At 34.1% G+C, this 23937-nt stretch carries 21 protein-coding genes; 6 read left to right on the forward strand and 15 right to left on the reverse strand.

Annotated features, from left to right (window positions below; genetic code table 11):
* Positions 1–34: 34 nt before the first annotated feature.
* From AACZ41_RS04535 to AACZ41_RS04570, 8 genes are all read right to left on the reverse strand, one after another.
* A complete protein-coding gene (locus tag AACZ41_RS04535; protein WP_339627022.1) occupies positions 35–2296 on the reverse strand; it encodes a TonB-dependent receptor in 2262 nt (753 codons plus the stop codon).
* 46 nt (positions 2297–2342) lie between these two features.
* Complete coding sequence (locus tag AACZ41_RS04540) at positions 2343–2672, reverse strand: hypothetical protein (protein WP_339627023.1); 330 nt, start codon at positions 2670–2672, stop codon at positions 2343–2345.
* 53 nt (positions 2673–2725) lie between these two features.
* Entirely contained in the window at positions 2726–3043 is a 318-nt protein-coding gene (locus AACZ41_RS04545) for a DUF6787 family protein (protein ID WP_339627024.1), read from the reverse strand.
* A gap of 30 nt (positions 3044–3073) precedes the next feature.
* A complete protein-coding gene (locus AACZ41_RS04550; RefSeq protein WP_339627025.1) occupies positions 3074–3544 on the reverse strand; it encodes a DUF6146 family protein in 471 nt (156 codons plus the stop codon).
* A 66-nt stretch (positions 3545–3610) separates the two neighbouring features.
* Positions 3611–4243 (reverse strand): DUF937 domain-containing protein, encoded by a 633-nt coding sequence (locus tag AACZ41_RS04555; RefSeq protein WP_339627026.1) that lies wholly within the window; start codon positions 4241–4243, stop codon positions 3611–3613.
* Positions 4244–4310: 67 nt separating this feature from the next.
* Positions 4311–5261, reverse strand: coding sequence for a D-2-hydroxyacid dehydrogenase (locus tag AACZ41_RS04560; protein WP_339627027.1), 951 nt, complete (start codon positions 5259–5261; stop codon positions 4311–4313).
* Between the two features lie 62 nt (positions 5262–5323).
* The gene (serC, locus tag AACZ41_RS04565) at positions 5324–6388 is read right to left on the reverse strand and encodes a 3-phosphoserine/phosphohydroxythreonine transaminase (protein WP_339627028.1); all 1065 of its coding nucleotides are present in this window, start codon (positions 6386–6388) and stop codon (positions 5324–5326) included.
* Positions 6389–6459: 71 nt separating this feature from the next.
* Positions 6460–7524 (reverse strand): acyl-CoA reductase, encoded by a 1065-nt coding sequence (locus AACZ41_RS04570; RefSeq protein WP_339627029.1) that lies wholly within the window; start codon positions 7522–7524, stop codon positions 6460–6462.
* 89 nt (positions 7525–7613) lie between these two features.
* On the opposite strand from AACZ41_RS04570, the gene AACZ41_RS04575 reads away from it, so the two are divergent.
* The gene (locus tag AACZ41_RS04575) at positions 7614–7964 is read left to right on the forward strand and encodes a 4Fe-4S dicluster domain-containing protein (RefSeq protein ID WP_339627031.1); all 351 of its coding nucleotides are present in this window, start codon (positions 7614–7616) and stop codon (positions 7962–7964) included.
* A gap of 14 nt (positions 7965–7978) precedes the next feature.
* Here the strand turns inward: AACZ41_RS04575 and AACZ41_RS04580 are convergent, their stop codons facing one another.
* Genes AACZ41_RS04580 through AACZ41_RS04595 form a run of 4 tightly spaced genes read right to left on the reverse strand, consistent with a single transcriptional unit; the run spans position 7979 to position 13548 of the window.
* Positions 7979–8722 (reverse strand): class I SAM-dependent methyltransferase, encoded by a 744-nt coding sequence (locus AACZ41_RS04580; protein ID WP_339627032.1) that lies wholly within the window; start codon positions 8720–8722, stop codon positions 7979–7981.
* 59 nt (positions 8723–8781) lie between these two features.
* Positions 8782–11883: a TonB-dependent receptor gene (locus AACZ41_RS04585; RefSeq protein ID WP_339627034.1), complete on the reverse strand. Its 3102-nt coding sequence runs from the start codon at positions 11881–11883 to the stop codon at positions 8782–8784.
* A gap of 15 nt (positions 11884–11898) precedes the next feature.
* Positions 11899–12912: a FecR family protein gene (locus AACZ41_RS04590; RefSeq protein ID WP_339627036.1), complete on the reverse strand. Its 1014-nt coding sequence runs from the start codon at positions 12910–12912 to the stop codon at positions 11899–11901.
* Positions 12913–12969: 57 nt separating this feature from the next.
* Positions 12970–13548 (reverse strand): sigma-70 family RNA polymerase sigma factor, encoded by a 579-nt coding sequence (locus AACZ41_RS04595; protein ID WP_339627038.1) that lies wholly within the window; start codon positions 13546–13548, stop codon positions 12970–12972.
* 200 nt (positions 13549–13748) lie between these two features.
* Here AACZ41_RS04595 and ychF point away from each other — a divergent pair, with 200 nt between their 5' ends.
* A complete protein-coding gene (ychF, locus tag AACZ41_RS04600; protein WP_339627040.1) occupies positions 13749–14843 on the forward strand; it encodes a redox-regulated ATPase YchF in 1095 nt (364 codons plus the stop codon).
* Here the strand turns inward: ychF and AACZ41_RS04605 are convergent.
* Both AACZ41_RS04605 and AACZ41_RS04610 read right to left on the reverse strand, forming a co-directional pair.
* Positions 14840–15133 (reverse strand): chaperone modulator CbpM, encoded by a 294-nt coding sequence (locus tag AACZ41_RS04605; protein WP_339627042.1) that lies wholly within the window; start codon positions 15131–15133, stop codon positions 14840–14842. The two genes, ychF and AACZ41_RS04605, sit on opposite strands and share 4 nt — an antisense overlap.
* 2 nt (positions 15134–15135) lie before the next feature.
* The gene (locus AACZ41_RS04610) at positions 15136–16032 is read right to left on the reverse strand and encodes a DnaJ C-terminal domain-containing protein (RefSeq protein WP_339627044.1); all 897 of its coding nucleotides are present in this window, start codon (positions 16030–16032) and stop codon (positions 15136–15138) included.
* 239 nt (positions 16033–16271) lie between these two features.
* On the opposite strand from AACZ41_RS04610, the gene AACZ41_RS04615 reads away from it, so the two are divergent.
* The 4 genes from AACZ41_RS04615 (at position 16272) to AACZ41_RS04630 (ending at position 22325) form a co-directional block, all read left to right on the forward strand.
* Entirely contained in the window at positions 16272–18134 is a 1863-nt protein-coding gene (locus AACZ41_RS04615; protein ID WP_339627046.1) for a DNA topoisomerase IV subunit B, read from the forward strand.
* Between the two features lie 25 nt (positions 18135–18159).
* Positions 18160–20823: a DNA gyrase/topoisomerase IV subunit A gene (locus tag AACZ41_RS04620; RefSeq protein ID WP_339627048.1), complete on the forward strand. Its 2664-nt coding sequence runs from the start codon at positions 18160–18162 to the stop codon at positions 20821–20823.
* A gap of 8 nt (positions 20824–20831) precedes the next feature.
* The gene (gene mscL / locus AACZ41_RS04625) at positions 20832–21260 is read left to right on the forward strand and encodes a large-conductance mechanosensitive channel protein MscL (RefSeq protein ID WP_339627050.1); all 429 of its coding nucleotides are present in this window, start codon (positions 20832–20834) and stop codon (positions 21258–21260) included.
* Positions 21261–21368: 108 nt separating this feature from the next.
* Positions 21369–22325, forward strand: coding sequence for a sterol desaturase family protein (locus AACZ41_RS04630; RefSeq protein WP_339627052.1), 957 nt, complete (start codon positions 21369–21371; stop codon positions 22323–22325).
* A gap of 74 nt (positions 22326–22399) precedes the next feature.
* On the opposite strand, the gene AACZ41_RS04635 is transcribed toward AACZ41_RS04630, so the two are convergent.
* Positions 22400–23869: a Gfo/Idh/MocA family oxidoreductase gene (locus AACZ41_RS04635; protein WP_339627054.1), complete on the reverse strand. Its 1470-nt coding sequence runs from the start codon at positions 23867–23869 to the stop codon at positions 22400–22402.
* Between the last annotated feature and the right edge of the window lie 68 nt (positions 23870–23937).

The raw sequence follows: 23937 nt of genomic DNA on the forward strand, positions 1-23937 counted from the left end.
TATATGGGGCTTTTTTACATTCTTTATTATAATATTAGAGAGGTATGCTAATTCCAAGATTAATATTTCTTCCGATATTTGAAATGCCATCACTCTTTAGTCTCGATAAATGTGAAATATATTCTTTGTCCAAAACATTATTAGCGCTTAATTTAAAATCAATTGGTTGATTGGAAATTGTAACAGTAGCTCCCAATCCTAAATTCAATAGCGAATACCCATCTGTAAAAGTTTCAAAATCACTTACTTTATTTTGGGCGAAAAACGATTTCAAAGTCAGAAAACCATAGCCGTTATCAAAGTCTTTATTAATCTTACTAAATTCAAATCGTAAGGTATTTGCCCAATTGTTTGCTGGTATTAAAGGTAAATTACCATCGTTTTTTAACTGACCGGTTACGGTAGAAAAATTGCTTTCCATATGCAGCCAATCTAATGGGTGTGGATGATAATGTAGACCTGCTTCGCCACCAAACAAATTCGCATCTTGTTGTTGGTAAAGATATACGGCATTACCCTCTATAGCAGTACCGTTTGGTTCTAAATAAATATAATCTGAAATGGAATTATAAAACCCATTTACATAAAATTCAAAATGCTCATTCTTAAATTCTAATGATAAATCTGTTTGCACATTTCTTTCATTATTTAAATTGGCATTTCCAATTTCATATCTATTTGTTCCTTCATGTGTACCATTTGAAGTTAACTCGGCCAAGTTAGGAGCTCTAAATCCTGAGGCGATATTTAAACGGGTTATAAAATTTTCAGAAACATCTACCTTATAACCTGCAGCGATATTAAAACTATTGAAATTTCTATCTATAGCTTCAATATAGTTTTGATCACCAACAAGGCCATTTTCATCTGAATCAATAGTTCTTTTATCATAACGTACTCCGAGTTGTACATCACTTTTGTTCAAATGAACATGTGATGTGGCCAAAAGCCCGATATCGTTGGTTGTAGCATCAGGTATTAAAACCTCTTCACCAAAATTGCTGTTAATTTGGTTCATTCCTTGTAATCCGATAATTGTTTCAACAGCTCCTATCTTAGCCAAATTGTATTGTAGGTTGTAGCTAAAGGTTTCTAATTTCATGTCTAGAGCAGGCGCTTCTCCTTCTTCATGCTCCGTTTCCTCTATATTCCCTTCCGCCCCAAGGTCATGGTCTTCAAATTCTTTTCTATCATTTCTAGTAAAACCTAAAATAGCTTGTAGGCTAGAATTGTTGAAATAGATATTTGATTTCGAACTTAAAATATGACTGGTAATATCTTGAAATGGTTCTATAGCAGAGCGCTCAGTTGATTGTTCTCTTATTTCTTCGGGTATACCCAATTCAGAATTATTATAATTGTAACGTAACTCAGTTTTAAAATTAGTAAGTTGATATGCTAAACCGGTTTTTAAATCTTTTTCGTTAAATCTAGAATTTGTTACTCGTTCATTATTTCCAGTTTTATAATCTACATGTGAACTTCCACCTAAGCGAACTAAAAATTTTAATTTTTCAGAAGACGCTTTAAATCCGCCATTTCCATTTAAACCTTCGGTATTGGTGAAATAATTTAAGTTTATGTCACCCTCTACATCATTAGAGTTGGCAAATTTTTCAGGGTTTAAATATAGTACACCACCAAGGGCATCAGAACCATATAACAAAGAGGCTGGCCCTTTTATAACTTCAACGCTTTCTATACCTGCATCACTAATTCCTAATCCGTGTTCATCACCAAATTGTTGGTTCTCTAAGCGTATCCCTTGTGTATAAGTCAAAACTCTATTTGAGCTTAGGCCACGTATAACAGGTTTTCCTATACCGACTCCGGTAGAAACACTTTCTACTCCAGGAATATTGGTAATACCTTCAGATAAATTTACAGCTCCTGCAGATTTTAGATCTTTTATACTGGTTCTTTCGACTTTCATTACATTCTCGCGTTGTAATTTGTGAAAGGGAGTAGAAACAATGACCTCTTCCATTTCAATGGCACTAGGCATAAGCTCAAGTGATAATTGGGTTATTGGCTCTAAAAAATCAACGGTTTGCGAATAGGTTTGAAATCCTATAAAAGAAATTACGATTTTGAACTTTCCTGATGGTAAATTATTAATTTCATAAAAACCATCAGCATTTGTAACCGTACCTTTTTCTAATTGAGGAAAATATATAGAAACCTGTTCTAAAGGTGTTTGGTCCTCTTGATTAGTGATTTTGCCTTTTAAGGTGTTTTGAGCGAATGTAAACTGAACTAACAATGCCAATAGCATCGTAATATAAATATTTTTCATATTAAATTGTATTAAGGTTTTTAGACTTTTTTTGTTAAAAAAATAATTAACAAGAAGGAGGTCCTCTTAATACAAAATGAAGTTGTTGATATTTACTTAAAAAGTAGTAGTTGTTAATAATAGCCTCTGTAATAGGAGCTAGTTCAATAAACTGCGGGTAATCGAATTCTGGATAATAAAAAGATGATAACTGATAGTGGTCAAAATCACAATCAAACTCTACGGCGTGAATATGTAATTCACCTTTCGAAACACAATGTAATTCTTCATGTTCAGATAGTGCATGCGAAATTTTCACAAAGTAAGGTCCAAATAAGCCTGCCAATAAAATGATGGCTATAATCGGGTTTATAAATTTGTTTTTTGAAAAACTCATCTTTGCAAATCTAATCAATGCTTTTTGGAAAGACCTGTTAAGAAACTATTAAATTAACTTAGGAAAAACCCAAGGCCAATTCTCTTGAGCATCTTTTTCTCAAAGCCCCAAAAGAATTTAAATTGACCAAATAGCCAACCATAAATTACTAATAGTACTTGATAAAAGGGAAAAATTAATAGAATTCGTAAAATCCAGTATAATGTGCTTCCCCACCAAGCATCTGGAAAATTTGCTTGTTGTAATCCTATCAAGTTTAAAAATGGCTTTGCAGCAAAAACAGAGGAAGAGCCTGTTATCGAAAAAACGAAGAAAATGATTATTAATTGAAAATTACTGGAAACACCCCAGCGTTCTTTTAATTTTTGCATAATAATTTTTAAAGCGCGTAAATATACTTTTTATATGCGTGGGATAAAAGGCCCCAATCGTTGATTATACTTTCTTTGAAAATAGATGAAGTAATTGTAGAGTTTATAATTTACTTCATAGCCATAATCTATATTTTGAGAATAGTCAATCTGAAGCTCATATAAATTCGGGTTATACCGCATAGGTTGTAATACTCTTTGGTTCCATTCTAATACCATTAAATAATTTCGATTTTCGAGAAAACTTTGAGAATAATAACCTTCAGGTTTGGCTATAGAGTTTAGCCAAGTATAAAACCCTGGTTCAATGATTATAATTTCATATTCAGTTTTGTCACTCGAAATAGTTATAGTATCACCTTCAACTAGTTCAAAAGCTTTTTTTTCATCATTTGAAATAGATAATGATTCCTTAGTTGACCCACAGCTTATTAAGATTATGGCAAAAATAAGAATGATAATGAAATTAAGTAGGATGGATTTATTTTTTCTCTTTTTCATAAAATATAAGATACAAAAAAGCCGCTTGCGGTAGCAAACGGCTTATGTTAAATTGTAAAAATCGATTTATTTACCGAATAGTCCTCCTAATAGGCCTCCTAAACCACCTGATTTTTTGTTTGATCCCATTACCATACCGGCAACATCATCTAAAATACTGCCATCGCCATCAGCATCTAATAGTGTAGTGATTAAGCTTTGGTTTTCTTGTGGTTGACCACCTAACATGCTTCCTAACAAAGCATTCATACCAGATCCGTCACTTACATTGCTCTGAGCTGTTTGTTTACCAAGGTAACCCATTACAATAGGAGCAGCGATTTTTAATATTTGAGCTACAGTACCGGCATCTAAGCCTGATTTTTGACTTAATGCATTTTCTACTTGAGGTTGTTTGTTGCCAAAAACGTGACCTAAAATGCCAGCGCCATCAGATATTACACTATCATCAACACCACCGCCGAAAAGACCGCCTATATTGTCTAAAATTCCTCCACTATGATTGCTTGATAATGCGCTCATTAAACCTTGAGCACCTTCGGGAGTAGAAACGTTTTTTTTCATTGCACCCAATATTAGTGGCATAGCCATACTAAGTACATTTGCGGTTTTATCTTCAGGTTGATTTGTTTGACCTGCTACTCCGCTAATTAATTGTTGACCCATTGGGCTATTCAATAAATCTAATAATCCTGCCATTATAATAGTTAATTTAATGTTTATGCCGTAAAATACAAAAAGAGTTACTAAAATATGCCATAAGCATTTATTTTAATATCGTTATTATTTGTTCGGCCAATTCTGATCCAATTCTCTCTTGTGCTTCTAATGTAGCAGCACCAATATGAGGGGAAAGTGATATGCTAGGATGCATGAGAATTTTCATTTCAGGTTTAGGTTCTGACTCATAAACATCAAGGCCAGCAAAGGACACCGTACCATTCTCTAATGCTTCCACTAAAGCAACTTCATCTAAAACTCCTCCTCGAGCGGCATTTACGATACCTACGCCTTTTTTCATTTGTGAAAATTCTTCCTTACCAATTACATAATTCTGTTGATCAGGTATATGTAATGAAATATAATCGGCATTTTTTATCAATTCAGACTTTTCAGTATTCTTCAGTGTGAAGGTTACTTTTTGTCCGTCAAAAAATGTTAGTTTAATAGTTGCATTTTCTACCTCGGGATCACAATAGACAACATTCATACCTACACCTATAGCAAGCGTTGCAGTAGCTTGACCTATATTTCCAAAACCAAAAATACCAAGAGTTTTACCTCTTAGTTCGGTACCTTTTGAATAGGACTTTTTTAATTCTTTAAAATTGCTGTCACCTTCTAATGGCATATTTCTATTGGCATCATATAAAAAACGAACACCTCCGAAAAGATGAGCGAATACTAATTCAGCAACTGACTCTGATGATGCTGCAGGAGTATTGATTACATGAATATTCTTAGATTTTGCATAGGCAACATCTATATTGTCCATACCAACACCGCCACGGCCAATAAGTTTTAATGTAGAACAAGCGTCAATTAATTCTTTTCTAACTTTAGTTGCGCTACGAACCAATAAAGCATCTATTTTATGCTCATTTATATAATTGGCTAATTGTTCTTGTGCTACAGTAGTTGTTAATACCTCAAATCCGGCTTTTTCCATTGTGACAATGCCATTTTTGGAAATGCCATCATTAGCTAAAATCTTCATAGTAAAATTATTGTTTTATGATTGAATGAAATACTTATTACGTTAATTAACAATTATATTAATTATCCTTTTCTTTCCATTTCACTCATGACGTCTACCAAGGCACCTACGCTTTCTAAAGAAAGTGCATTGTACATGCTAGCTCTATACCCACCAACCGAACGGTGACCGTTTAGTCCAATAATACCAGCTTCCTTTAACATGTTTTCAAAAGTGGATTTTAAGCTTTCATCTGTTAAATTAAATGTAGCGTTCATAAGCGAACGATCTTCAATATTTGCATATCCTTCAAAGACAGGATTTAAGTCTATTTCTGAATATAATAATCTGGCTTTCTTTTCATTAATTTCCTCAATTGCCGCAATACCACCAAGACCCTTAAGCCATTCTAAGGTTAACATCGAAGTGTAAACAGGAAAAACAGGAGGTGTATTAAACATACTGTCTTTGCTGATATGTACTTGATAATCTAACATCGAAGGAATTTTCCTTGATACTTTTCCTAAGATATCTTCTTTAATAACAACTAAAGTTGCACCTGCAGGACCCATATTCTTTTGAGCCCCAGCATATATTAAATCGAATTGAGAGAAATCTAAACTTCTAGAAAATATATCTGAACTCATGTCGCACACTAATGGAGCGTCAGTTTTTGGAAATTTCTTGAATTGAGTTCCATAAATGGTATTATTCGACGTAATATGTAAATAATCAAGTCCAGCAGGTACTGAATAACCCTTTGGTATATAATTGAAATCTTCATCTTTAGATGAACCAACCTCAACAACCTCACCAAATAATTTAGCTTCTTTAATTGCCTTGTCGCTCCAAGTACCTGTATTTAGATAACCTGCCTTTTTTTCTAAAAGATTATAGGCTACCATTAAAAATTCAAGACTGGCGCCACCATGTAGAAAAAGGGCTTTATAACCTTTATCGTTTAAATCAAGTAATTCTAAGGCTAATGACCTAGCATTTTCCATAACAGCGACAAAATCTTTGCTTCTGTGTGAAATTTCGATAAGGGAAAGTCCAGAGCCATTGAAGTCCACAACAGCTTCAGAAGCCTTTAACAATACTTCTTTCGGTAATATACAAGGGCCTGCGCTAAAATTATGTTTTTTCATTTTGATTGTAATTTAAAGATGTAAATGTCAGGATTTTTTCAAGAATTTACGATACTGAAAGGTATTTAATTCTATGATGTTCCCAACAGGAAATTAACCGTATCGATTCCATCAGCATAATCAGATAAAGACGGTTTTTGTGTTTGTCCAAATGAAATTTCGTCATCTACAAAACCTGATGAAACAATGCATTGTATTTTATCTTTTTCTAGCTTTAATTTTGATCTTAACTCTTCTAAATTTTCATAATGCTCATAGAAAAGTGATGCGATAGGGGATCCGTAGCTATCTTCTTCCTTTAAAATAAGGAAGCCATTGTCCAATATTTTAAATTCGCTCATGAGATAAACAGCCTTATTGTAATCATAATTGTTAGCATACTTATTATGATTTATAATGTGGTTATATGGAAATATTGCCTTGAAAAAAGTATCAATGTCATAATTGATGGGAATGAATATTTTAGAGACACTTCTGCAGCCTAAACCGAAATATCTAAAAATATCCTCACCTAAAGCGGTTAGCTCTTCTCCTGATTCATTTCCATTCAAAACGGCAATAGAATTTCTGTTTTTTCTAATAATATGTGGTTTTTTGCCAAAATAGTATTCAAAATACCTTGCCGTATTATTACTACCTGTTGCAATTACAGCATCATAATGTTCAAGTTTTTCTTTGGTAAAATTCACCCTTTCTTCAAAGTATGGCTGTATACTTTTTAGATAATTAATTATTAGGGGAATTAATTTCTGATCATTACTTGATAGTTTAACCAAAGCTTTATTGCCCGTAACTAGCACGCATAATAAATCATGAAACCCAACGAGTGGAATGTTACCAGCCATAATTAGGGCAACTACCTTTTCTTTGTTGCTTGTTAGATCATAATTTTTCAACCAAGCTTCGAGATTTTCTCTTGACAATAAATTTCCCCATTCTTGAAATGCATAAATGCAATTCTCTTCTGAGAACCAACCATTATAATGTTTGGCCATTTCAATTTCAGCCTTAAATGATGCAGTCCATTCATTAATTATATATTCAGAATTTTTGTCTGATTTTATAAATTCACAAAATGTTCTTAGAAAATCTCCAAGTTTAACAAAAGCTTCTATAGTAAGGTTGTGATGGGTCATTATATTTGTATACTCAATTAGTAGGGATTACCTTTGTGCAAAAATAAGCATGCCCGTTCTTTTTTGGGCATTTTAATGAAGAAGAAATTATGGCAATTATAATAACTGACGAATGTATCAATTGTGGGGCCTGTGAGCCAGAATGTCCCAATACTGCAATTTATGAAGGTGCTGATGAATGGCGTTATAGCGATGGTACATCATTAGAAGGTAAAGTTGTTTTGCCTAGCGGTAAAGAAGTAGATGCAGATGAAGTTCAGGTGCCGATTAGTGATGAAGTTTACTATATAGCACCAGATAAATGTACAGAGTGTATGGGTTTTCATGAAGAGCCACAATGTGCAGCTGTATGCCCTGTTGACTGTTGTGTGCCTGATGATGATCATGTAGAATCAGAAGAAGAGCTTTTGGCAAAGCAACGTTTTATGCACCCTGAATAATAAGTTTTATATCTTTATTTTTTTTGGCAGATATATACATTGGTATCAAAAGCATAAGTTTCTCTATCCTTAATTTCTAAAATATTAAATCCGGAATGCTGTAATGCTTCGGTTATTTCTTTTATGGAGAAAACCCTAAATAGGGTTGAGTCTTCGCCCAATACCTTTTTTTCGGAATCATTTAATTGGTAATAGGTAGATTTCCAATCAATTAGATGATAATTATTGTTTTTGTTTTTAACCCAATAAGAATCTCTTTCAAATTGTTTCTTATTGTAGGTTGATTTATGAACTACACTACTATTTTTTATAATATATGATATAAATAAATTAGCATTGATACAATCAAATATGAAAATACCTTTATCTTCAAGGGCATTGTGTACAGATTTAAAAGTTTTTTTTAGATCTGTATTATTAAGTAAATAGCTTGTAGATCTGCCCGTAATGAGTATAGTGTCAAAGTGTTTGACAAAATTTAGATGCCGCATATCGCCCTGGATAAAATTTCCAGCAGGAAATTTTTCCTTTGCAATATTGAGCATCGATTCGCTAAAATCTAAGCCAACATACGTGCTAAAATCTGAAGTAAATGATTTTGCTAAATTACCTGTGCCACACGCAATTTCTAATACTCGGTTGCAATTGTAGTCATTACACAAATACTTGTAAAATTCGTATTCAGCACTATAATCAATAAAACCTTGATAAATTTCATCGTAAACCCAAGCTAGGTTTTCATTATATAACTCACCCATATCACAAAAAAAAGCTACCTAAATATAGGTAGCTTTTTACAATAAATATGATTTTAATATTAGAACTTATAGTTCAACGAAAGGTTGAACATAGTACCTAGTTGGCTAAAATGATAACCATCATATGTCATTTGAGAATAACGTTGATTGAAGGTAATTAAGTTAGACTGATTTTGCGTCTGAGCTGCATCGGCCAATATAGCATCGCCTGCTGCATTTTTAGATTGAAAACTCCATTCAGGTAAAACATTCAACAAGTTGTTGATGTTTAATGCCAACGTTAATTTGTCGGTCGCACTAAAGTTAACACCTAAGTCTGTAACAATTTTTGGAGTAAATTCTGTGAATAAATTATTGTCCAAACCTTGTTGTTGAAAAGTTGTTTTTCCGAAATAAGTGTTATTCAAAGAAAAACCAAATTTATTGATGTCATAATTAGCACCTAAAATCCATTTTGTTTTTGGTCTAGAAGTAAAGAATAAAGCTTCTTGAGTTTCATTAACTACAGATTGACCTGAATTTGCTACTAATGGTACATCTTTTACAGCTCCATCTCTTTCGTTTTGAATAGTGTAGTTTCCAGATAAATTTAAATCAAGGTTACCTTCACCTATTTCTATTCCTTTATAAGCAAGAACCACATCAATACCAGAAGTTTTAGTGTCTATTGCATTTGAAAAGAAACTTACATCACTTAAATTGTTATTATTTAAAAGAATATCAAGTGGGTTTGTTGGGTCTCCACTTGGCCCTATTTCAGAGCCTAATACGATTCTGTCTTTTACGGCGATGTTGTAATAATCAAATGTATAGCTGAATTTGTTTTCAATTTTCCCACCAAATCCAATAGTAAAGTTGGTAGAAGTTTCAGCATCTAATTGAGGAATACCCAATAATTTGGCTTGTGTAGATACGTTGTTAATTAAACCACCAACTTGAATACCTTGTCCTGGTACAAAACTGTACTGTGCTTTTTGGGTATAAATTTGGTGTAAGGTAGGAGCTCTAAATCCTGAAGATATAGACCCTCTTAAGGTAAAAGCATCGTTAACTTTATAACGTGAACTGAATTTGTAAACAAAAGCATTACCAAAATCAGAATAGTTTTCTGATCTGATAGTACCACTTAATAAAAAGGCATCAGACACATCATAATCTAAACTTAAATATCCACCGATGTTATAACGGTTGAATTTACCGGCATTTTGAGGAGAAGCACCTGCAAATGAATCTGCACCACCACCGTCATAAGAAGCTAATTCACCTTCTATAACTTCGAAAGTTTCTGTTCTAAACTCTGCACCAACACCTATACTTACCTTATCAGAAAGTATTCTTGAAATATCGATATTACCAACATTATGAGAGAACTTAGTTCCTCCTGGATCAAAAGATTGTTGACTGTTCTCTCTGTATAATTGAGATCCTTCGGTAAGTTCGCCATCATCAACAGAACCGTTACCGTTAGCATCAACCCAAGTTGATGGAGAGTAAACAACATTTCTGTTGTGAGTTTGATTTACTTTATACGTCTGAGTGTTTCCACCTGTAGTAAAACTAGCATCAATATTCCAATCGTCGATAGTTGATTTGAAGCCTACAGTACCATTATAGTCACTTAATAAACCTTCAAAAGTTGGAACGTAACCATCGTAACCACCTGCGGTATTAGGATTGTCCCCTGGGAAAAAATCAGCTAAATATGGAAAGTCATCTACTGTTCTCCAGTAAGGAGTTCTGTAGTTTGCAAAACTATTTACTGATTTGTATACATAGGCAGCATTTGCGTAAAGAGAAGTATTTTCACTTAAATCATAACCCATGTTTAAAGAAAATTTTGCTGCAGCTGTTTCAGGAGATCCATTAATGTTTCCAGCATCAGGTCTTCTTGATAAGAACGATTGTACATCTGCAATGTCAGCTCCAAAATCACCTGCTTCACCAGCCGCATCAACTGTACCTGGTCTATTTGATTGATTAACCTTAGATAAATCAACTGTATAGTTGACAAACCCTTTATCGTCACCAATTGATGAACCATTATTCAACGCTACCCCGAACATTTCGCCATCACCTTCTGAAGTGATACCTGTTCTTACTGTTGCTGAACCGTCATTTGGAGAATCTTTAAGTATAATGTTCATTACACCGGCAATTGCATCAGAACCATATTGAGCAGATGCTCCATCTCTAAGAATTTCAACCCTTTTAATTGCATCTGTTGGTATTGCAGAAATATCAGCACCGGTTTCACCACGTCCTGGTGATGTTTGAGTATATAATAAGGCACTTAAGTTTTTACGTTTTCCGTTAATCAAAATTAACGTTCTACTAGGTCCCATGTTTCTAATTTCATATGGATCTAATAAAGAGGTCGCATCGTTTACCGGAGTCTGAACCGTATTAAATGAAGGAATTCTATATTGTAAGGCTTTATCAAAAGTAACCTGACCTGTAGAAGTAAGGTCTTTAGCACCAATAACATCAACAGGTAAAGGTGTGTCAGCATTACTTCTTGGTGCTGTACGAGAACCAACAACAATAAACTCGTCTAATTGCATACCTTCAGATAACTGAACATTAATAATGTTTTTCCCAGCTGTAGATACTTCTTGAGTAGCGAAACCTATATAGCTAAATACCAATTTTGTGTCATCGGTAACATCTATCGAATAGTTACCATCAAAATCTGAAGTAGTACCATTGGTAGTTCCTTTTTCGATAATATTCACTCCTGCTAAAGGCATTCCAGAATCATCGGTAACTTTACCAGAAATACTATTTTGAATTACTTCATTTAGTGTTAAGGCTGTAATATCATTGTTCACAGAATTAACTTTTAAAACCTTCGCTCTTTCTGCTTTTTTATGGTAAACCACGTAATATTTGTTGCCTAAATATTCAAAATCGAAACTTGTTTTACGTTCCAATTTATTGATAATCTTATCCAATAAAGGAAATTCATATTCCTCAGGATTTAAACTGGTGGTAGAAACCAGGGTAGGGTTGTATGTGAAAAACACTTCGTGCTTTGCACTAATCTTATTTAGAAACTCACTTAGAGTCACCTCTTTTTTGAGTTCATTGGATGCAATCATACTAGTACTGCTAGAAAAAAGCAATACTGCGATCAGCATTCTCATTAGTTTGTTCGTTTTCATAAATAAATAGTTTAGTTAATAAATAGGGTTTTCTTGTACTTGTAAAATATTTCCTTTGTTAATGATTCTAGTTCCAGTTGCCTTTTCAATTGCGGCAATGCATATTTTTAAATTTTGATTAGGTATACCACCCGATATGGGTATATCTTTTAAATGATCAGATAAATATCTAACTTCTAGGCCATAAGTAAGTTCTAAATTTAACATCACCTCTTTAAGCGGAATTTCATTAAAAACATAAGTACCGCCGCGCCATAGAGCATATGGTGTTTCAATAGTGACCTTTTTATGAACAACCTCATTGCTTTTATTTGAAAATGATACCATTTCACCAGGAATCATTTTAGTGACATCACCATTTTTAAACTCTAAATGAATGGATCCTTCATCTAAAACAACATTCGTTTTTTGTTCTCTAGTATTTATATGAAACTGAGTTCCAAGAACCTCTACTTTAAGATCATTGGTAATCACCCAGAATTTCGCATTGGTACTCGGTATAGATTTAACCCTAAAATATGCCTCACCTTTAAGATTTATAAATCGTGGATTATCTTTTTCATAAGATATTTCTGAGTTGCCATTTAAAACCACAGAAGTACCATCAGGTAATTTTAGGTCTATGATCTCACCAAAATTCGTTTTATGCGTTGTTGTATTGTGAACATTGAAAAGTGACAAACTTGTCCAGCTTAATAAAATAAGAACAACCGCTGCGGCTGAAAAATAAATAGCCTTATTTAATGATTGTATTTTTGTTATAGGATTTTTTGTAGAATTTTTCAATCCTATTTTAGGTAAAATTTTGGTTAACTCTTGGTCAACCTTCACATTACTTGGAAATTGCGGCTTAAATTTTATGCCAACAACTATAGATTTGGCATTTTCAACAATTTCAATATGCTGAGGATTATTTTGTAGCCAATTATTCCAGTAAGCTATATCATTTTTATTTAAACCTTTAGCCCAATTCTTAAATGACGTATCTGTTAAGAAATACTTTAAATCGAATTTGTTTGTATTGTCCATTTAGTAAGGTGTTCCATTTATAAGAGGTTTAATTTTATAAAATATACCCTACTATTTTCAATTTTTTTTCAAAATAGAATTAATTTGTTGATTTTCAGATGCCAATCTTAATTTAGATAGTGCTTTTTGGAGTACATTTAATACGCTTTGGTAATTCATGTCCATTATTTCAGCGATATCAGTGCTACGCATATTACTGTAATATTTTAAATAGATAACTTCTTTTTGTCTTGGAGAAAGTTGATTTATTAATTGAGACAAGGTCGTAGTACATAGAAATTGAATTTCTTGATGTATAGAAATTTCTTCTGCAGAAAATGTGAAGTTTGATTTAAATAATTGAGCTTCTGAAATTGGAATGTTTTTCTGATTTTTTTGAAGTTGTTTTATCAGTCTTCTTTTAAAAGAAACAAATAAGTATCCTTTAAGATTTTTTATGGTTCCTTTTTTCTCCCTTTCTTCATAAAGTTGAATAAAAAAGTTTTGAAGGCAATCTTCAGTGAGGGCAGGAGCATTGCTCAATTTTATTCCATAGACATGTAATTGGGGATAATACTTTTTAAAAAGAAGTGAAAAAGCATTGACCTCTCCCTTTTTAAAAAAATACCAAAGTGTTTCGTCAGAGTGAAGTTCCATTTATTCTTACGGTTCTTGGCGTAAAGTATTAAAAATTTTCTTAAAAAGAGTTAAAACATCAAATAATAGTCATCATTGGTCTAAAAATTTTGAAAATAATATAAATATTCATTATAAGTTTTAATTGAACATAAGAGTAGAAATTGAATGTAGAATGTTTAAGTAAAAACTATATTTGCACCCTTTAAATATTCTTTATTATGAAAGCAGGTATAGTAGGGTTGCCAAATGTAGGTAAATCAACACTTTTTAATTGTTTGTCCAATGCTAAGGCGCAAAGTGCAAATTTTCCATTTTGCACTATTGAACCAAATATTGGTGTTGTTAATGTGCCTGATGCTAGATTAGAAAAATTAGAAGAATTAGTGAATCCTGAAAGGGTATTACCTGCAACTGTTGAAATCGTGGATATCGCAGGATTGGTAAAAGGAGCAAGTAAAGGTGAAGGTTTAGGAAACCAGTTTCTAGGTAATATTCGTGAAACGGATGCTATTTTACATGTTTTACGTTGCTTTGATAATGACAATATAGTGCACGTAGATGGTAGTGTAGATCCTATAAGAGATAAGGAGACTATAGACATGGAGCTTCAATTGAAAGATTTAGAGACCGTAGATAAAAAACTTGAAAAAGTAAAAAGAGCGGCACGAACAGGTAATAAAGAAGCTCAAAAAGAGGAGGCTACTTTATTGGCAATAAAGAGTGGACTAGAAGCAGGGGTTTCTGTAAGGGCAATTCGAGTTGATGAAGAGTCTAGACTTGAATATGTGAAACCACTGCAGTTTATAACAGACAAACCGGTGATGTATGTGTGTAATGTAGATGAAGATGCAGCTGCGAAAGGGAATGCTTATGTGGAGAAGGTGAAAGAAATGGTTGCCAACGAAAATGCGGAAGTTATTTTTCTTGCAGTAGGTACAGAAGCTGATATTACAGAATTGGAGACTTATGAAGAACGAAAGATGTTTTTGGAGGATTTAGGTTTAGAAGAGCCGGGTTCCGCAAAATTGATTCGTGGCGCTTATAAATTATTGAATTTAGAAACATATTTTACTGCAGGAGTTAAAGAAGTTCGTGCTTGGACCATCCCAGTAGGTGCAACAGCTCCCCAAGCAGCAGGTGTTATACATACCGATTTCGAAAAAGGATTCATTAGGGCAGAAGTAATTGCCTATGATGATTATGTTGCTTTTGGGAGTGAATCAAAAGTAAAAGAAGCTGGTAAAATGAGAGTAGAAGGCAAGGAATACATTGTTAAAGATGGCGATGTAATGCATTTCAGGTTTAATGTTTAATGCTCATAAATAGTTAAGCGGTTTTTTAACAATTTTAATTCTCGTTCTAATCGGTTAATTTTTTTTAGCATATGGTTGAGAGTATCTATACCTTCCATATTAATGCCTAAATCTTGGCGTAATCTGTAGATTCTTTCAATTTCTATAATGTAATGTGATTCAACATAAGTTTTGTTCTCAATTAATTGAATCTCGATCATACCATATTCCAATAGGTCGTTAATAAAATCTATTGGGGTTTGTGTCTGTTCACAATAATGTTCTATTAGAATAAAATTTTCTGAATCCATATTTATTGCAATTCTGAAAGTTGTTTGAATAATTCTTTTTCCTTCGCTGAAAGGTTTGTTGGCATTGATACTTTATAGGTTATGTATAAATCTCCATGAGCGCCTTTTTTTTTGTATACCGGCATACCTTTTCCTTTTAGCTTCACCTTTGTGTCAGTTTGCGTTTCGGGCTTAACCTTTAATTTTACTTTTCCGGTTAAAGTTCCCACTTCAATTTCACCACCTAGTATGGCATCATATAGAGTGATGATATGATTTTTATACAAATCATTACCGACTCTTTTAAAAGGCGTATTGTTGTTAATCTCAAATGTTAAGTATAAATCCCCTTTTGGGCCTCCATTTACTCCCTCGCCACCATAACCTGCGATTTTAATGGTTTGGCCATCTTCAACTCCTGCGGGTATTGTGATTCTTATTTTCTTAGTCCCAAGGTCTAATGTTTGCTTTTGGTCTTCTAAGATATCGAGCATATTCAATTTTAAAGTAGCATTTAAATCTTGACCTTTAAACTGAGTAGATCTTCTTCGTCTGCCACTATAACCGGCCCCACCGAACATTGACTCGAAGAAATCAGAAAAATCCTCATTGCTTCCGCCTGATGTTCTATAAGTATTTCTGCGGCCTCCCGATGAACTTCGTTGATTTCTTTTCGCCTCTTCAAAAGCCTCTGCATGCTCCCAATCTTTACCGTATTGGTCGTATTTCTTTCTTTTTTCAGGATCACTTAGAACTTCATTTGCCTCATTTACCTGCTGAAACTTTTGTTGTGCGCTTTTGTCATTAGGGTTTAAATCTGGATGCAGTTTTCGGGCCAACTTTCTGTAGGCTTTTTTAATGTCTGCTTGAGAAGCTTTCTTGTCTATTTCAAGAATTTTATAATAATCAATAAATTCCATAGGTCTTAAAAATCTAAACTAAAGATATGAAAACCATGAGGTGTTTCCTATGATAGATATCATCAAATATTTGGCAATTTAAAGTAGGTTTCACGATGAAGTATTTGTCAGTAATTATAAGCTATTGTCGCTGCTATCAACAAAAATGTGGAATTCATTGTTAATTACTTTAACGTTTAGGGGTTTTATCTTTTGCCGAGTGGTGCTATCTTTAGCAACACTTTCTAAAAAATTATTTAATGTCCCAAGACACTCATTATACTGAAGATAACATACGCTCGCTTGATTGGAAAGAACATATCCGATTAAGACCTGGTATGTATATCGGTAAATTGGGAGATGGTTCATCGGCAGATGATGGAATCTATATTTTACTAAAAGAAGTTATCGATAACTGTATCGATGAATTTGTGATGGGCGCTGGTAAGACCATTGAAATTACAATTAAAGATAAAGTCGTTAAGGTGCGAGATTATGGCCGTGGTATACCGCTTGGAAAAGTTGTAGATGTGGTTTCTAAAATGAACACTGGGGGTAAATATGATAGTAGAGCATTTAAAAAATCTGTTGGACTTAATGGTGTTGGTACTAAGGCGGTAAATGCGCTATCTAGTTTTTTTGAAGTTCAATCTTCACGGGATAATCAATTAAAGACCGCTCAGTTCAGTTCTGGTAATTTAGAAAATGAAGTTGGACCAGAAGAAACCAGTAAAAGAAAAGGTACCAAGGTTACTTTTGTTCCTGATGAGGCGATTTTTAAACATTATAAGTATAGAAATGAGTATGTAGAACGCATGCTGAAAAACTATGTGTATCTAAATCCAGGTCTTACTATAGTATTTAATGGTGAGAAATTCTACTCTGAAAACGGATTAAAAGATCTTCTAGAGGATAATAATAATATGGAAGACATGCTTTATCCTGTTATACATTTAAAAGGAGAGGATATTGAAGTTGCGATGACTCATAGCAAAACGCAATACAGCGAAGAGTATCATTCGTTTGTTAACGGGCAGCATACTACACAAGGTGGTACGCACCAAGCTGCATTTAGAGAAGCTATAGTTAAAACCATAAGAGAATTTTACAAAAAGGATTACGATGCGTCCGATATTAGAAAGTCTATAATTTCCGCTATCGCATTAAAAGTAACAGAGCCAGTTTTTGAAAGTCAAACTAAAACTAAATTAGGTTCTACCGATATGGGTGGAGAGTTTCCTACCGTTCGTACCTATATTAACGATTTTATCGGTAAATATTTAGATAATTACCTTCATAAGAATACCGATACAGCAGATAAGCTTCAGCGAAAAATTATGATGGCCGAAAAGGAGCGAAAGGAACTTTCGGGTATTCGTAAGTTGGCGCGTGACAGAGCAAAGAAGTCAAGTTTACATAATAAGAAACTGCGAGATTGTAGAGTTCATCTAAGTGATATGAAAAATGATCGTAGGTTAGAAAGTTCTTTGTTCATTACCGAAGGTGATTCCGCATCGGGTTCTATTACTAAATCGAGAGATGTTAACACGCAAGCTGTTTTTAGTTTAAAAGGAAAACCTTTGAATTCATATGGCATGTCTAAGAAAATTGTCTACGAAAATGAGGAATTCAACCTGTTGCAGGCTGCATTGAATATTGAAGAGACTATTGAAGATTTACGGTATAATAATATTATTATAGCTACCGATGCAGATGTAGATGGTATGCATATTAGATTGTTGCTGATTACTTTCTTTTTACAATTTTTTCCAGAATTGATAAAAGAAAATCACCTATATATTTTGCAGACACCTCTATTTAGGGTGCGTAATAAAAAGGAAACCATTTATTGCTATAGTGATGAAGAGCGACAACATGCCATAAATAAGCTGTCAGGTAAACCAGAAATCACCAGATTTAAAGGTTTAGGAGAAATATCGCCAGATGAATTTAGGCACTTCATTGGTGATGATATTCGATTGGAACCTATAATGTTAGATAAGGCAATGTCTATTGAAGAATTATTAAGTTTTTATATGGGAAAAAACACTCCTGATAGACAAAAATTCATTATCAATAATCTTAAAGTTGAAGTTGATTTGATTAAGGATAAAGTAGTATAAACTAAATAAATACGATTGCTTCTGAATGGAAGAAAATGACGATTTGAACGAAGATATTAACGAAAACCTTTCCGAAGAGAATACTACTAATTCAGATTCTTCTGATGCCTTGACTAGGGTCAGTGGTATGTATAAAGATTGGTTTTTGGATTATGCTTCCTATGTAATTTTAGAACGAGCGGTACCTGCAATTGAAGATGGTTTTAAGCCAGTGCAGCGTAGAATTATGCATTCTTTAAAAGAGTTAGATGATGGCCGGTATAACAAGGTTGCTAATGTTGTAGGGCATACCATGCAGTATCATCCACATGGTGATGCTAGTATAGCAGATGCCATGGTACAGATTGGACAGAAAGATTTACTGATAGATACCCAAGGTAACTGGGGTAATATATTGACAGGCGATAGGGCTGCTGCATCCAGATATATCGAAGCAAGGCTCTCTAAATTTGCGCTTGAAGTTGTTTTTAGCCCAAAAATCACTGAATGGCAATCTTCCTACGATGGTAGAAAGAAAGAGCCTGTAAATTTACCGGTGAAGTTCCCGTTATTATTAGCTCAAGGAGCCGAAGGTATTGCTGTTGGACTCTCCACTAAAGTCTTATCTCATAATTTCATTGAACTTATCGATGCTTCTATAAAGCATTTAAAAGGCCAGCGATTTAAATTATATCCTGACTTTCCAACGGCCGGCATTATTGATATTACAAATTATAATGATGGCTTAAGAGGAGGTAAAATTAGGGTTCGTGCTAAGATAGCTCAAATTGACAAAAATACATTGGTAATCAATGAGATACCATATGGTACTAATACTGGAAGTTTAATAGATTCAATTCTGAAAGCTAATGATAAAGGCAAGATTAAAATCAAAAAAATTGAAGACAATACAGCTGCTGATGTTGAAATTTTAATTCATCTTCCTTCTGGGATTTCGCCAGATAAAACAATTGATGCACTTTATGCCTTTACGGCGTGTGAATCTTCAATATCTCCGCTAGGCTGTATCATTGAGGATAATAAACCTTTGTTTATTGGTGTGACAGAAATGCTTAAAAGATCTACTGATTCAACTGTAGAGCTTTTGAAAATGGAGCTTGAGATTCAATTGAGTGAATTAGAAGAGCAGTGGCATTTTGCATCATTGGAAAGAATATTTATTGAAAATCGAATTTACCGAGATATTGAGGATGAAGAAACTTGGGAAGGTGTAATTAGTGCTATCGATAAAGGATTGGCTCCATTTACCAAGCATTTAAAGCGTGCGGTAACTGAAGAGGATATTACTAGGCTTACAGAAATTCGAATTAAAAGAATTTCAAAATTTGATTTGGATAAAGCTCAGCAATATCTTGAGAGTTTGCAAGAGCGTATAGCAGAAGTAAAAAATCACTTGGCTAATCTAATCGAGTTCGCCATAACTTATTTTAAGAATCTAAAAGAAACTTATGGTAAGGATAGAGGTCGTTTAACCGAAATTAGAGTATTTGACGATATTGAAGCTACAAAGGTGGCTATTAGAAATACTAAGCTATATGTAAATAGGGATGAAGGTTTTGTCGGAACCTCACTCAAAAAAGATGAATATGTTACTGATTGCAGTGACATTGACGATATTATAGTGATAACCAATGAAGGAAAAATGATGGTGTCTAAAGTAGATTCCAAGATTTTTGTTGGTAAAGGTATTATTCACGTTGCTGTTTTTAAGAAAAAGGATAAGCGAACTACCTATAATTTGGTCTATAAAGATGGGAAAGGGGGCCCTACATATATCAAGCGTTTTAATGTTACAAGTATCACCAGGGATAGAATTTATGACTTAACGACTGGTAAGCCGGGTTCTCAAGTATTGTATTTTTCTGCTAACCCAAATGGTGAGGCTGAAGTAATTACAGTGTTGTTACGCCAAGTAGGTAGTATTAAGAAGTTGAAATGGGATATTGATTTTTCTGATGTAATAATCAAGGGTAGAGCATCAAAAGGAAATATAGTCACAAAGTACTCGGTAAAACGAATTGAGTTAAAAGAGAAGGGCGTATCAACTTTAAAGCCAAGAAAAATTTGGTTCGATGATGTAGTTAGAAGATTAAATGTAGATGGCAGGGGAGAACTTCTTGGTGAATTTAAAGGTGATGACTTGTTGTTGGTGATCAATCAAAAAGGTGTTGCTAAAACATTTTTACCAGTGTTGACATCTCACTTCGATGACGATATGATTGTGCTTGAAAAATGGATTCCAGAGAAGCCAATTTCAGCTATTTATTGGGAGGGTGAAAAAGAGCGCTTTTATGTTAAAAGGTTTTTTATTGAGAACGAGAATAAAGAGGAATTGTTTATTTCTGACCACCCTAAATCATATTTAGAGTTAGTTTCGACGGACTGGCGACCATTGGTGGAGATTGAATTCCCAAAACCTAGAGGCAAGGAAGCGAAAGATAATGAATCTATTGATATAGAGAATTTTATATCGATAAAAGGAATTAAAGCTTTAGGTAATCAATTCATAACTGAGAAGGTTAAAAATATTAATTTATTAGATCCATTGCCTTTTGAGCCTGCGGTTCCTGAAAAGCCAGAGGATATTGAAGTAGTGGATGAAGAGGCTATTGAATCTAATGATAAAAATGACGGTGAAGAATTAGATGATGGACTGTCACCAGATGAACCTAAAACATTGTTTGATTAATTATTGATATGAAAAAATTCTTTGAAGAGTTTAAAAATTTTGCCATTAAAGGCAATATGATTGATCTGGCTATTGGTATCATTATCGGTACAGCGTTCAATAAGGTTGTAAGTGCTTTGGTGTCTAAAGTTATAATGCCCCCACTTTCATTAATGACGGATGATGTGAATTTGTCCAATAAAAAATGGGTGCTTAGGGAGTCTGGTGAAAAGATGGAAGAAGTAGCTATTGGTTATGGAGAATTGATAGAGTCATTGGTTGATTTTTGTATTATCGCTTTTACGATTTTTGTTATGGTTAAGTTTATAAATCGATTCAAAGAAAAATCTGAAGACCCGGCAAATAAAGAAGTTGAAACGCCAAAAAACATTGCATTGCTTGCAAGTGTTGAGAGTTTATTGAAAGAGCAGAATGAAATTCTTAGAAGTAAGCGATAATAAAATCTGTTTAATGATTGTATTGTCTTATTCCAAAATAGAAAGTTAAGATTAGACAACTTAAAAAATAGATGTTTTTATAACTACATTTACAAAAATTTTTAAATAATGGATTTTACCAACCCTTTGGTATACGGTGCGCCAGCTTTTATAGCCTTTATTTTATTAGAATTAACCTATAGTAAAACTCATGGAGATGATGATCTTTATGATTGGAAAGATTTTGCGGCAAGTAGTGTTATGGGTATAGGCTCAGCTATAATCGGACCTTTACTTAAGGTGATATTGTTAGTTGTGCTTTTCGAATATGCTTATGAGTTTTTTAACCCTTTGGTCGATGGAGTAAGAACTAATATAATGGGATATAAGTCATTTGGTTATGCCTGGTATGTTTGGTTGCTTTGTCAATTGGCAGATGACTTTACGTATTACTGGTTTCATAGAGCTAATCACGAAATTCGTATCCTTTGGGCGGCACACATAGTACATCATTCATCAGATAATTTTAATCTGGGAACTGCTATTCGAAATGGTTGGTTTACGCTGCTTTATAAGCCTTTTTTCTACGTCTGGATGCCAATTATTGGCTTTCCTGTAGAAATGGTTGTGGTATGCTTAGCTATTGAATCATTTTGGCAATTTCAATTACATTCTCAATATGTTCCTAAAATGGGATTCATTGAAAAAATATTCAATACACATACTATGCATCAAGTGCATCATGCACAAAATGTAGAATACTTAGATAAGAACCATGGTGGATTTTTAAATTTCTTTGATAAGATATTTGGTACTTGGAAAGAATATGATGAAGAAATTGATGTAAAATTCGGTGTTATACATGCACCTAATTCTAATAACCCTATTGTAATTTTAACTCACGAATTCACCGATATTTGGGCGGATATGAAGAAGTCTAAGAAATTTAGTCACAAACTAATGTATATTTTCGGACCTCCAGGCTGGAGTCATGATGGTAGCACCATGACTGTTAAGCAGCAACAGCGATTGTTTGAAGAGCAAAAACAAACAAATCCAAGGGTAGCTTTCAATAGACCGAATTAAAGCATTGTTATATAAATAAAAAAAGGAAGGTGTTGCTCCTTCCTTTTTTTATTTACTGCCAACAGGAAAAGGTGTTAAACCTCCCATCCCTTTCTATATGTTCTGCCAACAAATTGGTTGGCTTCTTCCATATTGGTGATTCTCATATTTTCTCCATCCCATAATAATTTTTTACGGGCAAAGAATTCCATAGCGCCTTCAGCGTTTTCTCTTTGAAGCATATAGCTTCTAATGGCTAAATTACCCATTAGAACAGTTTCTGTCATAGGTCCGGCGTAATCGAAAGAGGATGTAAGCGCTAAATGCTCAGGGCTACCAAAACCAGCTTTACAAGCATCGACCCATTTACGTTGGTGACCATATTCTGGTTCCAAATCTTCCTCTACCTCTGGCCCGAATTCTGTAGTACCATCGTTTAAGTATAATTTTGGCATTAGCGGTGAGCTGTCATTAATATTAGTGGATATAATTCCTTTCTCACCTATAATTAATACACCGTTTGCGCTATTCTTACCGCCTATATCGTCGTTTGCAGGAATAATATCTGGGTGTGATGGTCGAATACCACCATCGCTCCAAGTCATTTCTATAGGTGATTTTGTTTTGTCGGTAGCATCAAAGTGTAAGGTTATAAATGAGGATGGAGGACAGCCTTCTGGATAATAATCAGGAGTCCACATTTTGGAAAATACCGATGCAACGCTACATTCTGCATCTATAGGGTATTTTAAATTTAATGTTCTGAAAGGGATGTCTATTAAATGACATCCTACATCCCCTAAGGCACCTGTTCCATAATCCCACCAACCTCTCCAATTGAATGGGTGAAGATTAGGAACAAACTCTCGTTCTGTTGCTGGTCCTAGCCATAAATCCCAATTTAAACCGGCTGGTTTTAAGCTAGCATCTGGCTTAGGCATTTCAATTCCTTGTGGCCATACGGGTCTATTCGTCCATACTTGAACTTTTGATATCGCTCCGATCTTATCTTCATCTATCCAACGTTGTACCATGCCTAAAAGGGGGTTAGAGCCGCCCTGGTTTCCCATTTGACTTACAATCTTATTGGTGCGTGCCATTTGGGTTAAAGTTCTAGCTTCTTTAATGTTATGTGTCATGGGTTTTTGCACATATACATGAATACCTCTTTCCATTGCCCATTTAGCTGCGGGCCCGTGAACATGGTCTGGGGTTGATATGGTTACAGCATCAATATTCTTTTTTTTATCCAACATGACCCTAAAATCATCGTAAAGCTTGGCTTTGGGGAAATTTTCTACACTTTTGGCCGCAGTACCGGTAAAATCGACATCACATAAAGCCGCTACACGCTCTCTTCCCATTACTGAGGCGTTTTTAATATCGCTTATGCCTTTACCGCCAGCACCAATTGCTGCAATGTTGAGACGGTCGCTAGGGGCAATAAAGCCCGGGCCGCCCAAAACATGTCTAGGTATAATAAATACAGATGACGCTAATGCAGTCTTTTTAACAAAATCACGCCGATTAAGATTGGTGGATTTGTTTTCGTTGGGTTTTTTCATAATTGCACTTGATTTAAGTTTGATTGGTTAACCAAGGTAATGAAAAGCCCCCTATAAAACAATTGAGA

The sequence above is a fragment of the uncultured Maribacter sp. genome (assembly GCF_963974015.1).
GTDB lineage: Bacteria > Bacteroidota > Bacteroidia > Flavobacteriales > Flavobacteriaceae > Maribacter.